General features: G+C 71.5%; 17 protein-coding genes and 1 pseudogene. 8 read left to right on the top strand and 10 right to left on the bottom strand.

From position 1 onward, the window contains the following. Positions 1–11: 11 nt before the first annotated feature. The 5 genes from hypB (at position 12) to hypE (ending at position 5,569) form a co-directional block, all read left to right on the top strand. A complete protein-coding gene (hypB, locus tag ACWGJB_RS21175) occupies positions 12–734 on the top strand; it encodes a hydrogenase nickel incorporation protein HypB (protein ID WP_453381677.1) in 723 nt (240 codons plus the stop codon). Further along, positions 731–3,094, top strand: a complete 2,364-nt coding sequence (gene hypF, locus ACWGJB_RS21170) for a carbamoyltransferase HypF (RefSeq protein ID WP_453381676.1) — start codon at positions 731–733, stop codon at positions 3,092–3,094. The genes hypB and hypF overlap by 4 nt, the downstream gene beginning before the upstream one ends. A 3-nt stretch (positions 3,095–3,097) precedes the next feature. Further along, positions 3,098–3,388 carry a HypC/HybG/HupF family hydrogenase formation chaperone gene (locus ACWGJB_RS21165; RefSeq protein ID WP_351696557.1) on the top strand — a complete coding sequence of 97 codons (291 nt, stop codon included), beginning with the start codon at positions 3,098–3,100 and terminating at the stop codon, positions 3,386–3,388. After that, positions 3,385–4,512 (top strand): hydrogenase formation protein HypD, encoded by a 1,128-nt coding sequence (hypD, locus tag ACWGJB_RS21160; RefSeq protein ID WP_360478361.1) that lies wholly within the window; start codon positions 3,385–3,387, stop codon positions 4,510–4,512. Before ACWGJB_RS21165 ends, hypD begins: the two co-directional genes overlap by 4 nt. A gap of 67 nt (positions 4,513–4,579) precedes the next feature. Beyond that, on the top strand, positions 4,580–5,569 hold the full coding sequence (gene hypE / locus ACWGJB_RS21155) for a hydrogenase expression/formation protein HypE (RefSeq protein WP_453381951.1): 990 nt from the start codon (positions 4,580–4,582) through the stop codon (positions 5,567–5,569). A gap of 65 nt (positions 5,570–5,634) precedes the next feature. Here hypE and hypA read toward each other — a convergent pair whose 3' ends face one another. The 10 genes from hypA to ACWGJB_RS21105 form a co-directional block, all read right to left on the bottom strand. Then, on the bottom strand, positions 5,635–5,973 hold the full coding sequence (gene hypA, locus ACWGJB_RS21150; protein ID WP_453381675.1) for a hydrogenase maturation nickel metallochaperone HypA: 339 nt from the start codon (positions 5,971–5,973) through the stop codon (positions 5,635–5,637). A 7-nt stretch (positions 5,974–5,980) separates the two neighbouring features. Continuing rightward, complete coding sequence (locus ACWGJB_RS21145; RefSeq protein ID WP_450757021.1) at positions 5,981–6,157, bottom strand: hypothetical protein; 177 nt, start codon at positions 6,155–6,157, stop codon at positions 5,981–5,983. Positions 6,158–6,179: 22 nt separating this feature from the next. Further along, entirely contained in the window at positions 6,180–6,386 is a 207-nt protein-coding gene (locus ACWGJB_RS21140) for a hypothetical protein (protein WP_453381674.1), read from the bottom strand. A gap of 45 nt (positions 6,387–6,431) precedes the next feature. Next, positions 6,432–7,037 carry a DUF5947 family protein gene (locus ACWGJB_RS21135; RefSeq protein WP_453381673.1) on the bottom strand — a complete coding sequence of 202 codons (606 nt, stop codon included), beginning with the start codon at positions 7,035–7,037 and terminating at the stop codon, positions 6,432–6,434. Beyond that, positions 7,034–7,582: a NifU family protein gene (locus ACWGJB_RS21130; RefSeq protein WP_453381672.1), complete on the bottom strand. Its 549-nt coding sequence runs from the start codon at positions 7,580–7,582 to the stop codon at positions 7,034–7,036. Before ACWGJB_RS21130 ends, ACWGJB_RS21135 begins: the two co-directional genes overlap by 4 nt. Continuing rightward, positions 7,575–9,368 (bottom strand): nickel-dependent hydrogenase large subunit, encoded by a 1,794-nt coding sequence (locus ACWGJB_RS21125; RefSeq protein WP_453381950.1) that lies wholly within the window; start codon positions 9,366–9,368, stop codon positions 7,575–7,577. Before ACWGJB_RS21125 ends, ACWGJB_RS21130 begins: the two co-directional genes overlap by 8 nt. Before the next feature lie 51 nt (positions 9,369–9,419). After that, a complete protein-coding gene (locus tag ACWGJB_RS21120; protein WP_453381671.1) occupies positions 9,420–10,511 on the bottom strand; it encodes an NADH-quinone oxidoreductase subunit B family protein in 1,092 nt (363 codons plus the stop codon). A gap of 3 nt (positions 10,512–10,514) precedes the next feature. Beyond that, positions 10,515–12,005 (bottom strand): hypothetical protein, encoded by a 1,491-nt coding sequence (locus ACWGJB_RS21115; RefSeq protein ID WP_453381670.1) that lies wholly within the window; start codon positions 12,003–12,005, stop codon positions 10,515–10,517. A 453-nt stretch (positions 12,006–12,458) separates the two neighbouring features. Next, positions 12,459–13,283, bottom strand: coding sequence for a maleylpyruvate isomerase family mycothiol-dependent enzyme (locus ACWGJB_RS21110; RefSeq protein WP_453381669.1), 825 nt, complete (start codon positions 13,281–13,283; stop codon positions 12,459–12,461). A 69-nt stretch (positions 13,284–13,352) separates the two neighbouring features. Then, positions 13,353–13,841, bottom strand: coding sequence for a TetR/AcrR family transcriptional regulator (locus ACWGJB_RS21105; RefSeq protein WP_453381949.1), 489 nt, complete (start codon positions 13,839–13,841; stop codon positions 13,353–13,355). Positions 13,842–14,028: 187 nt separating this feature from the next. Here ACWGJB_RS21105 and ACWGJB_RS21100 point away from each other — a divergent pair, with 187 nt between their 5' ends. The 3 genes and pseudogenes from ACWGJB_RS21100 to ACWGJB_RS21090 all read left to right on the top strand — a co-directional run bounded on the left by ACWGJB_RS21100 (position 14,029) and on the right by ACWGJB_RS21090 (position 16,343). Further along, complete coding sequence (locus ACWGJB_RS21100) at positions 14,029–15,477, top strand: aldehyde dehydrogenase (protein WP_453381668.1); 1,449 nt, start codon at positions 14,029–14,031, stop codon at positions 15,475–15,477. 178 nt (positions 15,478–15,655) lie between these two features. Then, positions 15,656–15,967, top strand: a pseudogene (locus ACWGJB_RS21095) (DUF2637 domain-containing protein); the annotation flags it as partial. A gap of 193 nt (positions 15,968–16,160) precedes the next feature. Then, positions 16,161–16,343, top strand: coding sequence for a hypothetical protein (locus ACWGJB_RS21090; protein WP_453381962.1), 183 nt, complete (start codon positions 16,161–16,163; stop codon positions 16,341–16,343). Positions 16,344–16,605: the final 262 nt, after the last annotated feature.

Below are 16,605 nucleotides of genomic sequence, written 5' to 3'. Positions count from 1 at the left end.
GAGGAGCACCCATGTGTCAGTCCGAGGAGGTCACCCGGGCCGTCCTGGCCAGGAACGACGGCTTGGCCGCCAGCCTGCGCGACGACCTGGCCGCGCGCGGGGTGAGCGTGGTGAACCTGCTCTCCAGCCCCGGCAGCGGCAAGACCGAGCTGCTCGGCCGGGTGCTGGCCCGGGCGCTGGAGCGGGACGTGCCCGTCGCCGCCTTCACCGCCGACCTCGCCACCGAGAACGACGCCAGGCGGCTGGCCCGTTCCGGCGCGCCGGTGAAACAGCTTCTCACCGACGGGCTGTGTCACCTGGAGGCCCGGCAGGTACGCGGCCACCTGGAGGGCTGGCTGCCGCCGGACACCGCGCTGCTGTTCGTGGAGAACGTCGGCAATCTCGTCTGCCCGGCCTCCTACGACCTCGGTGAACAGCTGCGGATCGTGCTGATGGCGGTGACCGAGGGCGAGGACAAGCCCTCGAAGTACCCCACCGCCTTCGGCTCCGCCCACCTGGTCGTGCTCACCAAGACCGACCTCGCCGGGCCGGCCGGCTTCGACGCGACCGCCTTCGCCGACCAGGTGCGGCGTGTCAACCCCGGGGTGGAGATCGTCCGCTCCTGCGCCCGCACCGGCGAGGGCGTCGACACGGTCCTGGACCGGGTGCTCGCCGTACGGGACGGTGCTCCCGCGCACCGGCCGCCCCTCGCCCCGCATCCGCACGGTCACCTCCACGCGCCCAGCGCCTCGTGACGGCCCCCACCACGGCGACGGCCGTCCGACGGCGCATCACCGTGCGGGGAACCGTGCAGGGCGTCGGCTTCCGCCCCCATGTCCACCGCCTCGCCGCCGGTCTCGCGCTCGCCGGGTTCGTCAGCAACACGGCCAACGGCGTGCTCATCGAGGTCGAGGGAGCGGCGACCGGCGTCGAGCGGTTCTGCGAGCTGCTCGCCGGCGAACCGCCGCCGCTGGCCACCGTGACCGCCGTCGCCGTCGAGGAGGTACCCGTCACCGGGGCGGACCCCGGCTTCACCATCCGCGCCACCGAGCAGTCATCCCCGGGCCGCACCCTGCTCCCGGCCGACACCGCGACCTGCGCCGACTGCCTGCGGGAGCTGGCCGACCCGGCCGACCGCAGACACCGGCACCCCTTCATCACCTGCACCCACTGCGGCCCCCGCTTCACCATCGCCACCGGCATGCCCTACGACCGAGCGGTCACCACCATGTCCGGCTTCCCCCTGTGCGCCGACTGCGCCCGGGAGTACGACGCCCCGGCCGACCGCCGCTTCCACGCCCAGCCGGTGGCCTGCCCGGACTGCGGGCCCCGGCTGCGGCTGCTCCCCGCCGCGGGCAGCGGAGCGAGGGCCGCTCGCGATGGTGATGCCCTCTCACAGGCGCGAGAGCTGCTCGCGGCCGGCCAGATCGTCGCCGTCAAGGGCATCGGCGGCTACCACCTGGCCTGCGACGCCGGCAACGCCCGGGCCGTCGACACCCTGCGCACCCGCAAGGCACGCGGGGACAAGCCGTTCGCCGTGATGTGCGCGGACCTGGAGGGGGTGGAGCGGATCGCCGAGGTCGGGGCCGCCGAACGGGCCGCACTCACCGGCCCCCGGCGCCCCATCGTCCTGCTCCGCCCCCGCGCCGGCGCACGGCTGGCACCCGGGGTCTGCCCCGGCAGCCCACACCTCGGCGTGATGCTGCCCTACACCCCCGTGCACACCCTCCTGTTCGGCCTCCTCGGCGACCCGCCCGGCCCCCGCGTGCTGGTGATGACCAGCGGCAACCGCTCGGGCGAGCCGATCGTCACGGACGACGACGAGGCGCTGACCCGGCTGTTCGGACTGGCCGACGCCTGGCTCGCCCATGACCGGCCCATCGCCTCGCCCTGCGACGACTCCCTGCTGCGGGTCCGCGCCGACGGCACCGAACAGGTCCTGCGCCGCTCCCGTGGCTATGTGCCACGACCGCTGAGCCTGCCCGTCCCGGTGCGGCCCGCGCTCGCGGTGGGCGGCGACCTCAAGAACGCGCTGTGCGTCGGCGAGGGCGAACTGGCCTGGCTCGGCCCGCACATCGGCGACATGGGCGACCTGGCGACTCTGGAGGCCGCCGTCCGCGCGGAACGGCATCTGCACCGGCTCACCGGAGTCCGCCCCGAGCTGGTCGCCGCCGACCGTCACCCCGGCTACCACGCGTCCGCCTGGGCCCGCCGCCGAGCCGCTCAACTCCCCGTGAAGAAGCCGGTGTTCGTCCAGCACCACCATGCCCATGTCGCCGCCGCCATGGCAGAAGCCGGCCTCGACGGCACCACACCGGTCATCGGCGTCGCCTTCGACGGCACCGGGTACGGCGACGACGGCACCATCTGGGGCGGCGAGGTGCTCGTCGCCGACTACACCGGCTACCGGCGCCTCGCCCACCTCGCCCCGGCCCCGCTCCCCGGCGGCGACGCGGGAGTCGCCAACCCGTGCCGGATGGCACTGGCCCGGTTGTGGGCGGCCGGCCTGCCCTGGGACGCGGACCTGCCCAGCGTCGCCGCCTGCTCGCGCGAGGAACTCAGGTTGCTGGCACGGCAGTTGCCGAGCCAGGTCGGCTGTGTGGCCACCTCCAGCATGGGGCGGCTCTTCGACGCTGTGTCGTCCCTCGCGGGCGTGTGCCACCGAGCCGGGTACGAGGCGCAGGCCGCCCTGGAACTGGAGGCGCAGGCCTGCCTGGCCTGGGACGAGGACACGGCCGCCTACCCCTTCGGCGACCGCTTCGACCCGGCCCCGACGCTGCGCGCGATCGTCACCGACCTGCGGCGCGGCACCGCGGTACCGGTGATCGCGGCCCGCTTCCACCGCGGTGTCGCCCGGGCGGTTCTGGAGCTCTGCCGGGCGGCGCGCCGGGCCACCGGCCTGACCACCGTCGCCCTCACCGGCGGCGTCTTCGCCAACGCCCTTCTGGAGCAGGCCGGTTCCGACCTGCTGCACGGCCAAGGCTTCACGGTCGTCCGGCACCGCGAAGTCCCGCCGAACGACGGCGGGCTGGCGCTCGGGCAGCTGATGGTCGCGGCCCACGGACAACGACCCCACGACGGCCGACGTACGGCAGTCAGCGACGAGACGGAGTGACCCATGTGTTTGGCAGTGCCCGGCAGAGTCGTGAGCATCGACGACACGGCCGATCCGCTCACCGGCCTGATCGACTTCGGCGGTGTACAGAAACAGGCGTGCCTGGAGTACGTGTCCGACGTCCGCGTCGGTGAGTACGTCATCGTCCACGTGGGCTTCGCCCTCCAGCGGCTCGACGAGGAGTCGGCCCTGGCCTCCCTCCAGCTCTTCGAGGAACTGGGGCTGCTGGAAGAGGAGTTCGGCGACGCCTGGCAGCAGGCGGCCCGGCAGGCAGAGGGGAACGAGGCCCGGTGAAGTATCTCGACGAGTTCAACGACCCCCAGCTGGCCCGCCGGCTGCTGGACGGGATCCGGTCCGTCGTCACCCGGCCCTGGGCCCTGATGGAAGTGTGCGGCGGCCAGACCCACTCGATCATCCGGCACGGCATCGACCAACTCCTTCCCGATGAGGTGGAGTTGATCCATGGCCCGGGGTGCCCGGTCTGTGTGACCCCGCTGGAGTGCATCGACAAGGCGCTGGAGATCGCCGCCCGCCCCGGGGTGATCTTCTGCTCCTTCGGCGACATGCTGCGGGTGCCCGGCACCGACCGGGACCTGTTCCGGGTCAAGGGCGAGGGCGGTGACGTCCGCGTGGTGTACTCGCCGCTCGACGCGCTGAAGCTCGCCCAGCGACACCCGGACCGTCAGGTGGTGTTCTTCGCCATCGGCTTCGAGACCACCGCCCCCGCCAACGCCATGGCCGTCCACCAGGCCAAGCGCCTCGGCCTGACCAACTTCAGCCTGCTGGTCTCCCATGTGCGGGTCCCCCCGGCCATCGAGGCCATCATGACCGCCCCCAGCTGCCGGGTGCAGGGCTTCCTGGCCGCCGGGCACGTGTGCAGCGTGATGGGCATGACCGAGTACCCGGAGCTGGCCGCTCGCCACCGGGTCCCCGTCGTCGTCACCGGCTTCGAACCGCTCGACATCCTGGAGGGCATCCGCCGTACCGTCCTTCAGCTGGAGCGCGGCGAGCACCGGGTGGAGAACGCCTACGCCCGTGCCGTGCGCGAGGACGGCAACCCGGCGGCCATCCGCATGATCGAGGAGGTCTTCGAGGTCACCGACCGCTCCTGGCGGGGTATCGGCCCCATCCCGGCCAGCGGCTGGCGGCTCAGCGAGGCCTACCGGGCGTACGACGCCGAGCACCGCTTCGACGTCACCGGCATCCGCACCGAGGAACCGGCCGAGTGCCGGGCCGGTGAGGTCCTGCAAGGGCTCATCAAACCCACGGAGTGCGCGGCCTTCGGCACCAGCTGCACCCCGCGCACCCCGCTCGGCGCCACCATGGTCTCCAGCGAGGGCGCCTGCGCCGCCTACTACCTCTACCGCCGGATGTCCGAACCGGCGCTCCCGCGCGAGGAGATGAACCCCGTTGGCTGAGCAGACCGTCGCCGACCCGGCGAACTGGAGCTGTCCGGCGCCGATCCGCGACCAGCCGGTCGTGGTGATGGGCCACGGCGGAGGCGGCGCCCTCTCCGCCGAACTGATCGAGCAGGTCTTCGTGCCCGCCTACGGCAACGCCCTGCTCGCCGGGATGACCGACTCGGCCGTCCTCCAGCTCGGCGGCGCCCGGCTGGCGTTCTCCACCGACTCCTACGTCGTACGGCCGCTGTTCTTCCCCGGCGGCTGTCTCGGTGACCTCGCCGTCAACGGCACGGTCAACGACCTGGCGATGAGCGGCGCCCGGCCCGCCTATCTCTCCGCCGCGTTCGTCCTGGAGGAGGGCGTGGAGCTGGCCGTCGTCGAACGCGTCGCGCGGGCCATGGGCGCGGCGGCCGAGACGGCCGGAGTCACCATCGCCACCGGCGACACCAAGGTGGTCGAGGCCGGGCACGGGGACGGGGTGTACGTCACCACCGCCGGGGTCGGCCTGGTGCCCGAGCGGGTGGACATCCGGCCGCAGCGGGCCCGGCCCGGCGACGCGGTCATCGTCAGCGGGCCGATCGGACTGCACGGGGTCGCGGTCCTGAGCGTCCGCGAGGGGCTGGAGTTCGGCGTCGAGATCGCCAGCGACACCGCGTCGCTCGCCGACCTGGTCGCCACCATGCTGGACGTCACCCCGGACATCCACGTCCTGCGCGACCCGACGCGCGGTGGCCTGGCCGCCTCGCTGAACGAGATCGCCCGCGCCTCGGGCACGGGGGTGCGGCTGACCGAGCGGGCCGTCCCCGTCCCGGACGCGGTCGCCAACGCCTGCGGGTTCCTCGGGCTCGACCCGCTGTACGTCGCCAACGAGGGCCGGCTCGTCGCCTTCGTACCGGCTACGGAGGCCGAGGCCGTCCTGGAGGCGATGCGTGCCCACCCGCAGGGGGCGGGCGCGACCCGGATCGGCGAGTGCGTGGCCGACCACCCAGGGATGGTCGTGGTGGCCACCGGACTCGGCGGCACCCGGGTCGTGGACCTGCCCCTGGGGGAGCAGCTCCCGCGGATCTGCTGATCAAGGCGAAGCCGGTCACGGCGAGGACCTCGCCGGTACCCAAGTGGTTCCGGGTCCCGGCGGGGTCATTCGACGGCGGTGATCTCCAGTTCCCGGCCGCTGCGCAGCTCAGGGCAGGGCCGGTCGCAGCGCGGGCACCAGAAGAACGGCGGCATGCCCACCGCGAACTCCTCGGCGCACGGGCCGCACCAGGCCCGCGCGGGCACCTGCTCGACCACGAGGTCCGCACCCGCCAGGGCGGTGCCGTCCCGGGCCACCTCGAAGGCGAAGGTCAGGGCGTCGGGTACGACCCCGGACAGCTCGCCGACCCGGACGGACACCGCCGAGACGGTGTCCGCCCCGTCCTCGCGGGCCCAGGCACCGGCCCGCTCCACGATCGCGGTCGCGATGGACAGTTCGTGCACGACCGGCTCACGGATACCGGTGACCGGCGCGCAGACCACCCGCGATCCGCCAGATCTTCATCTCGCGCATGATCGAGGGCAGTTCCATGACGAACAACGCGAGGGCGAGGGTGCCCACGACGGCGATCTCGGCCGTCAGCACGCGCTGGGCCGCCGTTCCGGTTCTCTTTCGCTGGACCTTCATGTGGGGAACTCCCTGTTCTGTGTCATCCGGGTGGGATGTTCGGCATGACGTCCAGCAGGGTGTCGTGCCGCTTCCAGTGGATGCCGGTGGAGCGCCGCGCGTCGGCGGTGCCGTCCGGGTGGTGCCCGGTCTGAGTGGTGTGCGGCCCCTTGTTGCCCTGGTGCATGCCGGGCACGTGGGACGGCGTGTCGGGCTTCGCCTGGGCTCGGCCGACTCGGATGCTTCCCATGGGGTTTCTCCTTCCTGTGTTGCCGTTCCTCAAGGCCGCTCGGTTTCAGGACCGCTCGGTCAGCTCCTCGAAGAAACGCTCAACGGCCGGCCACATCCGGCCGCCGCCGGACAGGCCGCGCCATTCACGGCGGACCACGGCGAGCATGCGGAAGCAGTCGTCGACCGGTGCGATCCAGTGGTGGTCCAGGCCGTGGACGGTGTTGACCAGCAGCGCCTCGACGTCGGGCGCCATGCCGGCCAGGGGCGGGCAGCCGGAGACCGCCCGCTGCCAGGCCGCAGCGTCCACCTCCCAGCGCATGGCACCCGCCGGGCTCGGCCCCTCGGCGGTGACCGAGCCGTCGGCGCGCGGTACGAAGAAGACCAGTCCGACCGGGACCCCGAGGGCCGCGGTGTCGACCTTCGGGAGGCGGACCCGGCGGGTCGGGATCAGCCGGAACTGGACTTCGCCGGTGCCCTGTCCCGGCTTTCCGGGGAACAGCACTGAGCAAGGACGGCAGGCGCAGCGGACCTCGCCCTGCCCGGTGTCGTACAGATGCGGATGGTGCTCGGGCACCGGGGCGGCGCACAGGTCGCACACCTCCGCCTCCGCCGCCGGCCGGTGGCCGGCGGCGGAGCGGATGAGGCGGGCCAGGGCTCCGTCGGTGCTCACCGGGCCTCCTGTGGCCGGCGCAGGGAGTCCAGGGGGACGAAGGCGGGGGCCGGGTCCTCGGGCAGCGGCTGCACGTCGACCAGCTCGGGGGCCGCGGCGAGCACCGCCTCGCGGACCGCGTCGGCCACCTCCGTAGTACCTCCGCCGCACCCGGACCCGCAACCGCCGCCCGTGGTCAGCCGTACCCGGCCCACCTGGCCCTCCACACCGGCCCACTCGACGTCACCGCCGCGTTCGCGTACGGCGGGCCGCAGCCGTTCGACCGCGCGGGCCGCCCGGCTCTCGGGCGAGTCGGGGTGGATGTCGTGCAGGACCAGGAGGTGGTCAAGCAGCTCGTCGTCGGCGAGCCGCTCGGCCAGCGGTGCGTCCGCGCCGTCCAGGACGCGGGCGAGCGCCTCGCCGTAGACCTCGGTCAGCAGGCGCACCGCCTCGACGGCCGATCCGCCGGTCGGGCCGGGCGCGGACTCCAGCCCCTCCAGCAGCGAGTCGAGACGGGCCAGCCGGGCCTCGACCGCCGGCCCGTCGAGCCGCCCGGGGTCAGCCATGGTCGGCCCCGTACGTCGGCGAGTGCGTGACGCTCAGGGTCTTGCCCTTGCCCGTGTACATGTGGACACCGCACGGCAGACACGGGTCGAAGCTGCGGACCGTGCGCATGATGTCGACGCCCTTGAAGTCGTCCGGGCCGTTCTCCTCGAAGATCGGCTGGCCCTGGACGGCGTCCTCGTAGGGACCGGGGGTGCCGAACTTGTCGCGCGGGCTGGCGTTCCACGGGGTCGGCGGGTACGGGTGGTAGTTGGCGATCTTCTTGTCCTTGATCACCAGGTGGTGGGAGAGGACCCCGCGCACCGCCTCGTGGAAGCCGCAGCCGATCGCCTCGTCCGGCACCTCGAAGTCCTCGAACACCTTGGTGTCGCCGGACCGCACCAGGCCCATCGCCTCGTCCAGGAACTGCAGGGCCATCGCAGCCGCGTAGGCGACGAAGTACGGCCGGGCGCGGTCGCGTTCGAGGGTGTTGGACCACTTCGGGATCTTCCACTCCAGGGTGGTCTCCGGCAGGCTCTCGCCCTTGGGCAGCGAGATCCGCACACTGCTGCCGGTGGCCTTGATGTACGGCGTGTCGACGATGCCGCTCAGCGCGGTCGACCAGAGCCGGGCCAGCGGGCCGCCGCCGGTGTCGAGGGCCAGGTGGTCGCCGGTGCGCTGGTCGAACCAGCGCGGGCTCATCACCCAGCTGTAGTTGGCGTCGAAGTCCCGCTTCTGCGGCACCGGAAGGGTCGTCTGGTTCCACGGGTGGCGCATGTCGACGGGATTGCCCAGCGGGTCGTGGGTGACGAACGGGTCCTCGTTCACCCAGTCCTCGTAGAACGAGCTGCCGAGCATGATCCGCAGGCCCAGGTTGATGTCGACCAGGTTGTTGGTGACCAGTTGGCCGTCGACCACGATGCCCGGGGTGACGTACATCGCCTTGCCCCAGCGGTCCATGTTCTCGTACTTGTAGTCGACGACCTTCGGGTCCTGCCAGGCACCCCAGCAGCCAAGGAGGATACGGCGCTTGCCGACCTCCTCGTAGCCCGGCAGCGCCTCGTAGAAGAAGTCGAAGACGTCGTCGTTCATGGCGACGGCCTTCTTCACGAAGTCGATGACGTGCATCAGCCGGCTGAGGTAGTCGGTGAACACGGTCGGCGACGGCATGGTGCCCACACCGCCCGGATACAGCGTGGAGGGGTGGACGTGCCGGCCCTCCATCAGGCAGAACATCTCGCGGGTGGTCCGCGAGACCTTCAGGGCCTCCTTGTAGACCTCGCCCTCGAAGGGGTTGAAGGCCTTCATGATGTCCGCGATGGTCCGGTACCCGTGGATGTCACCACGCGGCGCGGCGGTCTTCTGCGCGCGGGCCAGCACGCTCGGGTTGGTGGCCTTGACCATCTGCTCGCAGAAGTCCACGAAGACCAGGTTGTCCTGGAAGATCGTGTGGTCGAACATGTACTCGGCCGCCTCGCCGAGGTTGACGATGTGCTCGGCCAGCGGCGGCGGCTTCACCCCGTACGCCATCTGCTGGGCGTAGTCGGAGCACGTGGTGTGGTTGTCGCCGCAGATACCGCAGATCCGCGAGGTGATGAAGCCCGCGTCGCGCGGGTCCTTCCCCTTCATGAACACGGAGTAGCCGCGGAAGAGGGAGGAGGTGCTGTGGCACTCCGTCACCTCCCGGTTGGCGAAGTCGATCTTCGTGTAGATGCCCAGGTTTCCGATGATCCGGGTGATCGGATCCCAGGACATGTCCACGATCTGCGCGGGCTTGCGCCCTTTCTGCCGGGCCTCGGTTGTCATCAGCGTCGCTGGCCTTTGCTGTGGGGGGATGTGGGGCGGGAGGAGTCTGGCGTGTCAGGGCCGCCAGCGCGGGGCGTACCCGCTGGTGAGCTTGCGCTTGTTGTGGCGCCACTTGGGCTCGTGGTTGACCAGGTCGTTGGTGAAGCCGCGCAGACGGCGGATGACCGCGCCGTACGGCTTGATGGCCAGCGAGGAGAGGGTGCCGCCGGGCGGCTCGTCCATGAACGGCATGAACGCGTCCGGGAAGCCCGGCATGGTGCAGCCGATGCAGATACCGCCGACGTTCGGGCAGCCGCCGACGCCGGCCATCCAGCCCCGCTTGGGCACGTTGCAGTTCACGACCGGACCCCAGCAGCCGGTCTTCACCAGGCACTTGGGGGAGTTGTAGTCCATCGCGAAGGACGCCTGCTCGTAGTACGAGCCTCGGTCGCAGCCCTCGTGCACCGTGCGCCCGAACAGCCACTGCGGACGCAGCATGTGGTCCAACGGGGGCGGGGGAGCGGTGCCGGCGGCGTGGTACAGCACCCAGACCAGGGTCTCCATGAAGTTCTCCGGCTGCACCGGGCAGCCCGGAATGTTCACCACGGGCAGCCCGCCCTGCGACTTGTAGTCCCAGCCCAGGTAGTCCGCGAGGCCCATCGAACCGGTCGGGTTGCCGGCCATCGCGTGGATGCCGCCGAAGGTGGCACAGGTGCCGATGGCCACCACCGCCCAGGCCTTGGGCGCCAGTTGGTCGATCCAGTCGTTGATGGTCTGCGGCTGGCCGGTCTCCGGGTCGTTGCCGAAGGACGTCCAGTAGCCCTCGCCCTCGATGATGTTCTGGTTCGGGATCGAGCCCTCGATGACGAGGATGAACGGCTGCTCCAGCTCGCCCCGCGCGGCCTTCCGGTACGGCGCGAGGAAGTCCTCGCCGCCCAGGCTCGGCGACAGTACCTTGTTGACCAGGTTGACCTTCGGGATGCCCGGGATCAGGCCGAGGACCAGGTCCTCGATGGAGGGCTGGTCCGCCGCGGTCACGGAGACGGTGTCGCCGTCGCAGCTCATGCCCTCGGAGATCCACAGGATGGTGACCTCGTCGAACCCCTGGTGCTCGCCGGTTTCGCTGGGTTCGCCGCCGACGGCGGTCGTGCCGTTCTTGATGCTCATACGCTAGGCCTCCGATGGAGTGGGTCCCGCGGGCGGCTCTTGTGCCGCCGCTGGGTCCGGGACGTCGGTGCCCCCGACCGGCTCGACTTCGTCGGGCCGGAAGTAGTGGAAACGGCCGTACCAGCCATGCAGTTCGGCCGCCGGATCGTCGTCGACGGTGACGGCGAGATGGGTGCTGCCGTCCACGTCGTGGAAGACGGCGGCCACGGTGGCGGTCCGTCCGGCCAGGAACATGTCCTGGGCGTCGGCGCCCCGGCGGCGCGGGCGCAGCCGCACCGCGCTGCCGCCGCCGACCCGCACACCGCCGACCAGGACGGTGTCGGTGGCCGGGGAGAGCCCCTCGTCGGCGCCCTCCTGCCACCAGGCGGGACGGCCGGCGGCCGGCTTCAGCGAGCGGATCGCGCCGTGCAGCCGCCCGAAGACCTCCGGTGGCATGGTGTCGACGCGGTCGAGGATCTCGGCGGCCCGCGGGTCGGTGGCGCGGGCCTCCCGCTTCTCCTCGTCCGTCAGCAGCATGGTGCGCAGGGTGAGGATCTCGTCGATCTCACCGGCGTCGTGCAGATCCCCGGGGCTCTCCGGGGCCACCTGCGGATGGTCGGGCAGGATGATCGGCGAGGAGAGCAGCAGGGCGGAGACCGAGCCGTCGGCGGGGGCGTCGGCGGGGGGCGGGCCGCCGAGCACCGGGAACGTGAAGTCGTTACGGCAGCTCCGGGCGGCCTCCTGGAGGGCCGGGCCGGGGTCGATCAGGGAGACGAACTCCGCGCCCTCGGCGCCGAGCAGGGTGTGGGTGGCGATGAGGGCGTGCCGCAGCGCCCGGTCGCGCGGGGCGTGCGGATCCGTCGCGGGCCCCTCGTGCGCGGTGCGCACCCGGAGCCGTACGAGTCCTTCGCCGAACCGCTCGACCACGACCGTGGTGGTCGCCCGTACCTCCTCCCGGCGCCGGACGATCCGACCGGCACCCGAGGGCAGCATCTCCGTGTCGGCGCCGGAGGGGGAGCCCACCGGAAAGCTGTGCTCGCCCTCGGCCAGGGTGACCGTGAAGTCGGCCGCGCGCGGCACCGCCTCCTCGAAGGTCAGCTGCACGGTTCCGTCGTGGCACGTCAACGACTCGACCGGCCGCCGCTCGGCGTCCTCGACCTGCTTGTGCTGCATCTGCAGGTACCGCACCCGCACCCGCAGGACCGCGTCCGGCTGGTCCACCCGCACCAGGCACTCCGTCTGCTGGTACCAGGAGTCCGCCGAACCCGACACGCCCGGGCTGACCGGGCCGTCGGCCTCCACCCAGTCCCTGGGGAAGAGGACCCCGAACTGCCAGCGGGCACGATTCTTCGGCGAGGACCGCCGATAGGGGTAGAGAAGGTAGCCCTCGTAGAGGACGGCGTCGGCGACGGCGCTCAAATGCCCGAAGACGCGCCCGGACCGCTCAGGAGACCACTTCGGGCCGTCCCTGAGGGCCGTGCGGGGCCCTCTGCCGTCGACCAGTCCCTCGGCCATGCAGCCTCCTCGGATCCGTGCGCGCGCCCATACCTTCCACCACGGTCACACCGGTCACGCCCGCTCGCCTCTTCTGGACGAGCGGGGTTGGGCCGAACGGGGTGTGGCTGGGCGTACGCCGGGTCAGCCGGCGGAGGCGGCCTGCGCGGGACGGTCCGGGCGGACCGAGAAGACGATGTCGCCGACGTGGGCCCGCGACGATGTCGCCGACCTGGGTCCGCCGGGTCGCCGACGGTGTCGGAAGGGGACCTCGCCGGGGTCTGCCACCGGGCCCCCGGCCGCCGCTGCCGGGCCGGTCGACGAGCAGTGGCCGCCGGTGGATCCCGCGGATCCCGGGTCCTCGGTGCTCAACGCCATCACCGGTCGTCCTTCCCACTACGCCCCACGGGTGTCCGCGGCTTGGGGAGCCCGACTCGGAATGTGCCCGGTGGCCGGGGTCGCCGAGGTGGGTGGTCAGGGGGCGACGAAGAGGGAGGGGAAGCGGGGGGCCAGCCAGGGCTTGCGGCCGGTGGCGAGAATCTGGCCCCGGGCCATGGCCAGCCACGGGTTGCGGCGGCCGAGGGCGATGAGGAGGAAGGCGACCGGATCGATGAGGATCGTGCAGTCCGGGCGGTCCTGTGGCTCCGGAGCCACCTGTACGGCGCCGTCGGCCAGCGTGACGCCGAAGGCGCCGCCGCCACCGCGCAGCCGGATCGTGTAGCGGGCGGTGACCCCGGCGACCGCCGAAGCGTCCGCCACGGTCGGCATCACCGAGAGCATGAACGGCATGCACAGTGCCACCCGTTCGGGGTCGATCATGTGCGGGCGCCGCAGCGCGCGGGCGAGATCGTAACCGTGGCCCAGCATGTGCGTGAGCAGGTAGGAGGCGAGGACGGACCGGTCCATCCGGCCGAGCGGCGTGACCGGCGCGGGACCGTCCGCGGTCGTGGCCAGCGCGTCGACACAGCGCGCGGCCTGCTCGGTGATCACCGCCGCGAGCGGCTCGGCCCGGCGTTCCCCGAACACGGCCAGCGACTCCGCGTTGGCCGCCGCGAGGCTCTGCGGTGTGCCGTCCCCGTAAGGGCGTTCCGTGCCGAGAGCGAGGTCGGCCATCAGCGCGTTGGCCAGCGCCAGATGGGCCGCCGCCTCGCCGACCGTCCATTGCGACCCCGGTACGGCGACACCCGTGTCCGCCACGCCGTCCAGCACGGCCGCGATGTCGTCACCGGCCTGCCGTATCGCCTGCCCGAGCCCTGCGGGCAGCGCCCCGTGGACGTCCTGCCGTGCTGCCTGATCCATGTCGGTTGCTCCCGTTCTACCGGGCGGTACCCAATCAGACGTACGGGCGCACCACAAGACCCGTGGCGATCACCGCGGGCCGAGGCCGTGCAGGAAGGTGTCGACGACCACGTCGGCGGCCTGGGCGGCGCTGAGCTCCGGCAACTCCTGCGAGGCCAGATGCATCAGCTGCGGCAGCAGTGAACTCGCCCAGGAGAGCGGGAGATCCGCGCGCAGCAGCCCCTCGTCGATGGCGCGCCGCAGGAAGTCGTCGATCTCCCCGATCAGAGCGTCGCGCCGCTCCCGGATCGCGTCGTCGGCCCGCAGCCGGCCGAGCTCCACCGGCCACATGCGATTGACGGCGATGATCTCCTCGACGTACCGGTGCAGCGCCACCGCGACGGGAGCCGCACGCAGCCTGGCGTTCTCCACGGCCCGCTCGACCGCGTCGTACCGCGCTTCGTAGATGGCCGCCAGCAGCTCCTCGCGGGACGCGAACCGCCGGTAGACGGTGCGCCGGTCGACACCGGCCTCGGCGGCGATCGCGGCGATGCTCGCGGCCGGATCGGCGGCGAGCATACGGGCCCCGGTCGTCAGAACCGCTTCAAGGTTGCGTGCTGCGTCTGCTCTCACGCGCCGAGCATAGCCCGTGGTGTGGAACCTGACTCATCTAGTGACTCATCGATGAGTCCCACTCCGCCATAAGTGCTACATTGAAGTGACAGTTAACAGAGCGGCTTCGCTCGACATCCTCGGGAGAGGGCAAATGATCACTTACGACCGTCTCTTCATCGCCGGATCCTGGGAGGGGCCCAGCGACCCCGGACTGCTCGACATCCGGTCGCCGCACGACCAGGCGGTCATCGGCCGTGCCGCCCAGGCCCGGCCGGCCGACATCGACCGCGCGGTGGCCGCCGCCCGGGCCGCCTTCGACGAGGGCCCCTGGCCGCGCACGGCACCGGCGGATCGCATCGCCGTCCTACGGCGTCTGAACGCGCTGCGCGAGGCCGACGCCGAGAAGATCGCCGGCCTCATCTCGGCCGAGAACGGCTCGGCAGCCTGGTTCACCAGGGCCGGGCAGCCGGGGCTCACCCGGCAGGCCGAGGCCTACCTCGCGGCCGCGGAGAAGTTCGGCTGGGAGGAGACGCCGGCGTCCGGCTCCGCGGTGCGCGCCGTCGTACGGCGTGAGCCCGTCGGCGTCGTCGCGGCCGTCATTCCCTGGAACTCCCCGTTCTCGTCGGCCATGGCGAAGATCATCCCGGCGCTGCTGGCCGGCAACGCGGTCGTTCTGAAGGTGTCCCCGGAGAACTCGCTGAGCATGGGGTTCCTCGCCGAACTGCTGGAGCGGGCCGGTCTGCCGCAAGGGGTGATCAGCGTGCTCCCCGCCGACCGGGAGACCAGCGAGTACCTGGTGTCGCACCGCGACATCGACAAGATCGCGTTCACCGGCTCGACCCGGGCCGGGCGCAGGATCGCCGCCATCGCGGGCGAACAACTGAAGCGGGTCAGCCTGGAACTGGGCGGCAAGTCGGCCGCGATCGTCCTGCCGGACGCCGACATCGACCGGGCGGTGCGCGGGCTGAAGTTCGCCTCCCTGCTCAACAACGGCGAGTCGTGCATCGCCCAGACCCGCGTCCTCGCGCCGCGCGGCCGGTACGAGGAGGTCGTTACCGGCCTCAAGGACCTCGTGGAGTCGCTCAAGGTCGGTGACCCGGCCGACCCCGACACTTTCATCGGCCCGATGATCCGCCGCGACCAGCAGCAGCGCGTACGCGACTACATCGAGGTCGGCATCAGGGAAGGGGCCCGGCTCGTCACCGGCGGCCCCGGAGTCCCGCCGGGGCTGGAGAGCGGCAACTACGTGACCCCGACCGTGTTCGCCGACGTCGACAACTCCATGCGGATCGCCCGGGAGGAGATCTTCGGCCCGGTCCTCGTGGTCATCCCCTACGACGACGAGGACCACGCCGTACGGATCGCCAACGACTCCGAGTACGGCCTCTCGGGCGGCGTGTGGTCCGCCGACGAAGCGCACGCACTGGAGGTCGCCCGCCGACTGCGCACGGGTACGGTCACCGTCAACGGCGCCGCCATCTCCTTCGACGGCCCGTTCGGCGGCTACAAGGCCAGCGGGATCGGCCGCGAGTACGGGACGGTCGGGCTGGCCCAGTACGTCGAGCACAAGACCGTCACACTGCCGGCATCCGGGGCCTGACCTGGGGCGCTGCTGACCTGGGCAAACTCTCTGACGCTCCGTCAGTAGTTCCCGCGACTTCCCTGGATTTCCCGGGAATTCCCGCGCGGGTGTGCACTGGTTGTGCACTGAGGGCGGGGCGGGTGGGGGCCGGGTGACCAGGAGCGAAGGGCTTGGAGAGCCCCCGACTGCGCGCTGAGTGTTCGATGCGGAGGCGTGGGTGCGGCCTCTGTGTGCGCTGGTTGTGGCAGGAGTCGCGGCTTATGCGTCATATATCCATCAGTGGTCGTTCGCTCTGCAGGGCGGGGCGGACCGGGTGAGTAGTGCGTCGTTGTGGCCGTTGTCGGTGGACGGGCTGCTGTTGTTGGCCACCCTCGGCCTGTTGAAGCAGGAGAACGGTGTCGGCCGTCGCGCCAAGTGGGCAGTATGGGCGGCGTTCTTGCTGGGCATCGCCGTCTCCCTGGCTGCGAATGTGGCGGCGGCGCCGAGGCTGGAGTGGCGGTCGGTGCTGGTCGCGGGGTGGCCGCCGGTTGCTCTGCTGCTGTCGGTGGAGCTTCTGGTGCACCGGGCGGGAGGATGGGGTCTGGCTCGCCTTCTTCGTCAACCCACCGCCCACCTGGGAGCAACTCCTCATCGATCGAGCCCGTCATCATTTCGCGCTCTACAAACTGGCCCCTCTCTTCGCGCTCCAGGCCAACCGCATCGTGAGCAACATCCGCCAGCAGCTCACCGAGATGCTGGACGCCGGCGGCGGGGAAATGGTCCGCGCGTATCTATTCACCGAAGCCGAGTCGCGCCTCGCTCACCAGCTCAACGGGTGGGAAGGGGTGACTTATCGGGCACTGGCCCGCGACAACGCCTTCTGCAACGGCGCCTTCCTCTCGTGACCTCATGACTGTCAGCCCGAGGCTTGCCCGCAGACATACGTGGCCTGTCCGTGCTGAACCTGAACGACGTACTACTGATGATCTCCGCGTCATGCCGCCTTCTGATGCTCGAAGCGCGTAGATCAGCGAGCTATGAGCAGCGACATCCCGCGTGGAACCTCGGTAGCTACTGATTCCCAATGTGGTTGTCAACGCCTGGCTCGTAACTGGCCGTAGCTGCCTCAGTCGAGGATGACAGCGCGGGGCGGCGGGCTGCTTTCGA

The sequence above is a fragment of the Streptomyces sp. NPDC054813 genome, from assembly GCF_053611365.1.
Note: the sequence above shows the minus strand (reverse complement) of the source record. Positions and strands in the feature narration are given on the sequence as shown.

What these genes read in the sequence shown, in the direction of transcription:
- hypB (WP_453381677.1), top strand. Translation starts at nt 12, where the DNA reads ATGTGTCAGTCCGAGGAGGTCACCCGGGCCGTCCTGGCCAGGAACGAC.
- ACWGJB_RS21165 (WP_351696557.1), top strand. Translation starts at nt 3,098, where the DNA reads ATGTGTTTGGCAGTGCCCGGCAGAGTCGTGAGCATCGACGACACGGCC.
- hypE (WP_453381951.1), top strand. Translation starts at nt 4,580, where the DNA reads ATGGGCCACGGCGGAGGCGGCGCCCTCTCCGCCGAACTGATCGAGCAG.
- ACWGJB_RS21145 (WP_450757021.1), bottom strand. Translation starts at nt 6,157, where the DNA reads ATGAAGGTCCAGCGAAAGAGAACCGGAACGGCGGCCCAGCGCGTGCTG.
- ACWGJB_RS21140 (WP_453381674.1), bottom strand. Translation starts at nt 6,386, where the DNA reads ATGGGAAGCATCCGAGTCGGCCGAGCCCAGGCGAAGCCCGACACGCCG.
- ACWGJB_RS21130 (WP_453381672.1), bottom strand. Translation starts at nt 7,582, where the DNA reads ATGGCTGACCCCGGGCGGCTCGACGGGCCGGCGGTCGAGGCCCGGCTG.
- ACWGJB_RS21120 (WP_453381671.1), bottom strand. Translation starts at nt 10,511, where the DNA reads ATGAGCATCAAGAACGGCACGACCGCCGTCGGCGGCGAACCCAGCGAA.
- ACWGJB_RS21115 (WP_453381670.1), bottom strand. Translation starts at nt 12,005, where the DNA reads ATGGCCGAGGGACTGGTCGACGGCAGAGGGCCCCGCACGGCCCTCAGG.
- ACWGJB_RS21110 (WP_453381669.1), bottom strand. Translation starts at nt 13,283, where the DNA reads ATGGATCAGGCAGCACGGCAGGACGTCCACGGGGCGCTGCCCGCAGGG.
- ACWGJB_RS21105 (WP_453381949.1), bottom strand. Translation starts at nt 13,841, where the DNA reads ATGCTCGCCGCCGATCCGGCCGCGAGCATCGCCGCGATCGCCGCCGAG.
- ACWGJB_RS21100 (WP_453381668.1), top strand. Translation starts at nt 14,029, where the DNA reads ATGATCACTTACGACCGTCTCTTCATCGCCGGATCCTGGGAGGGGCCC.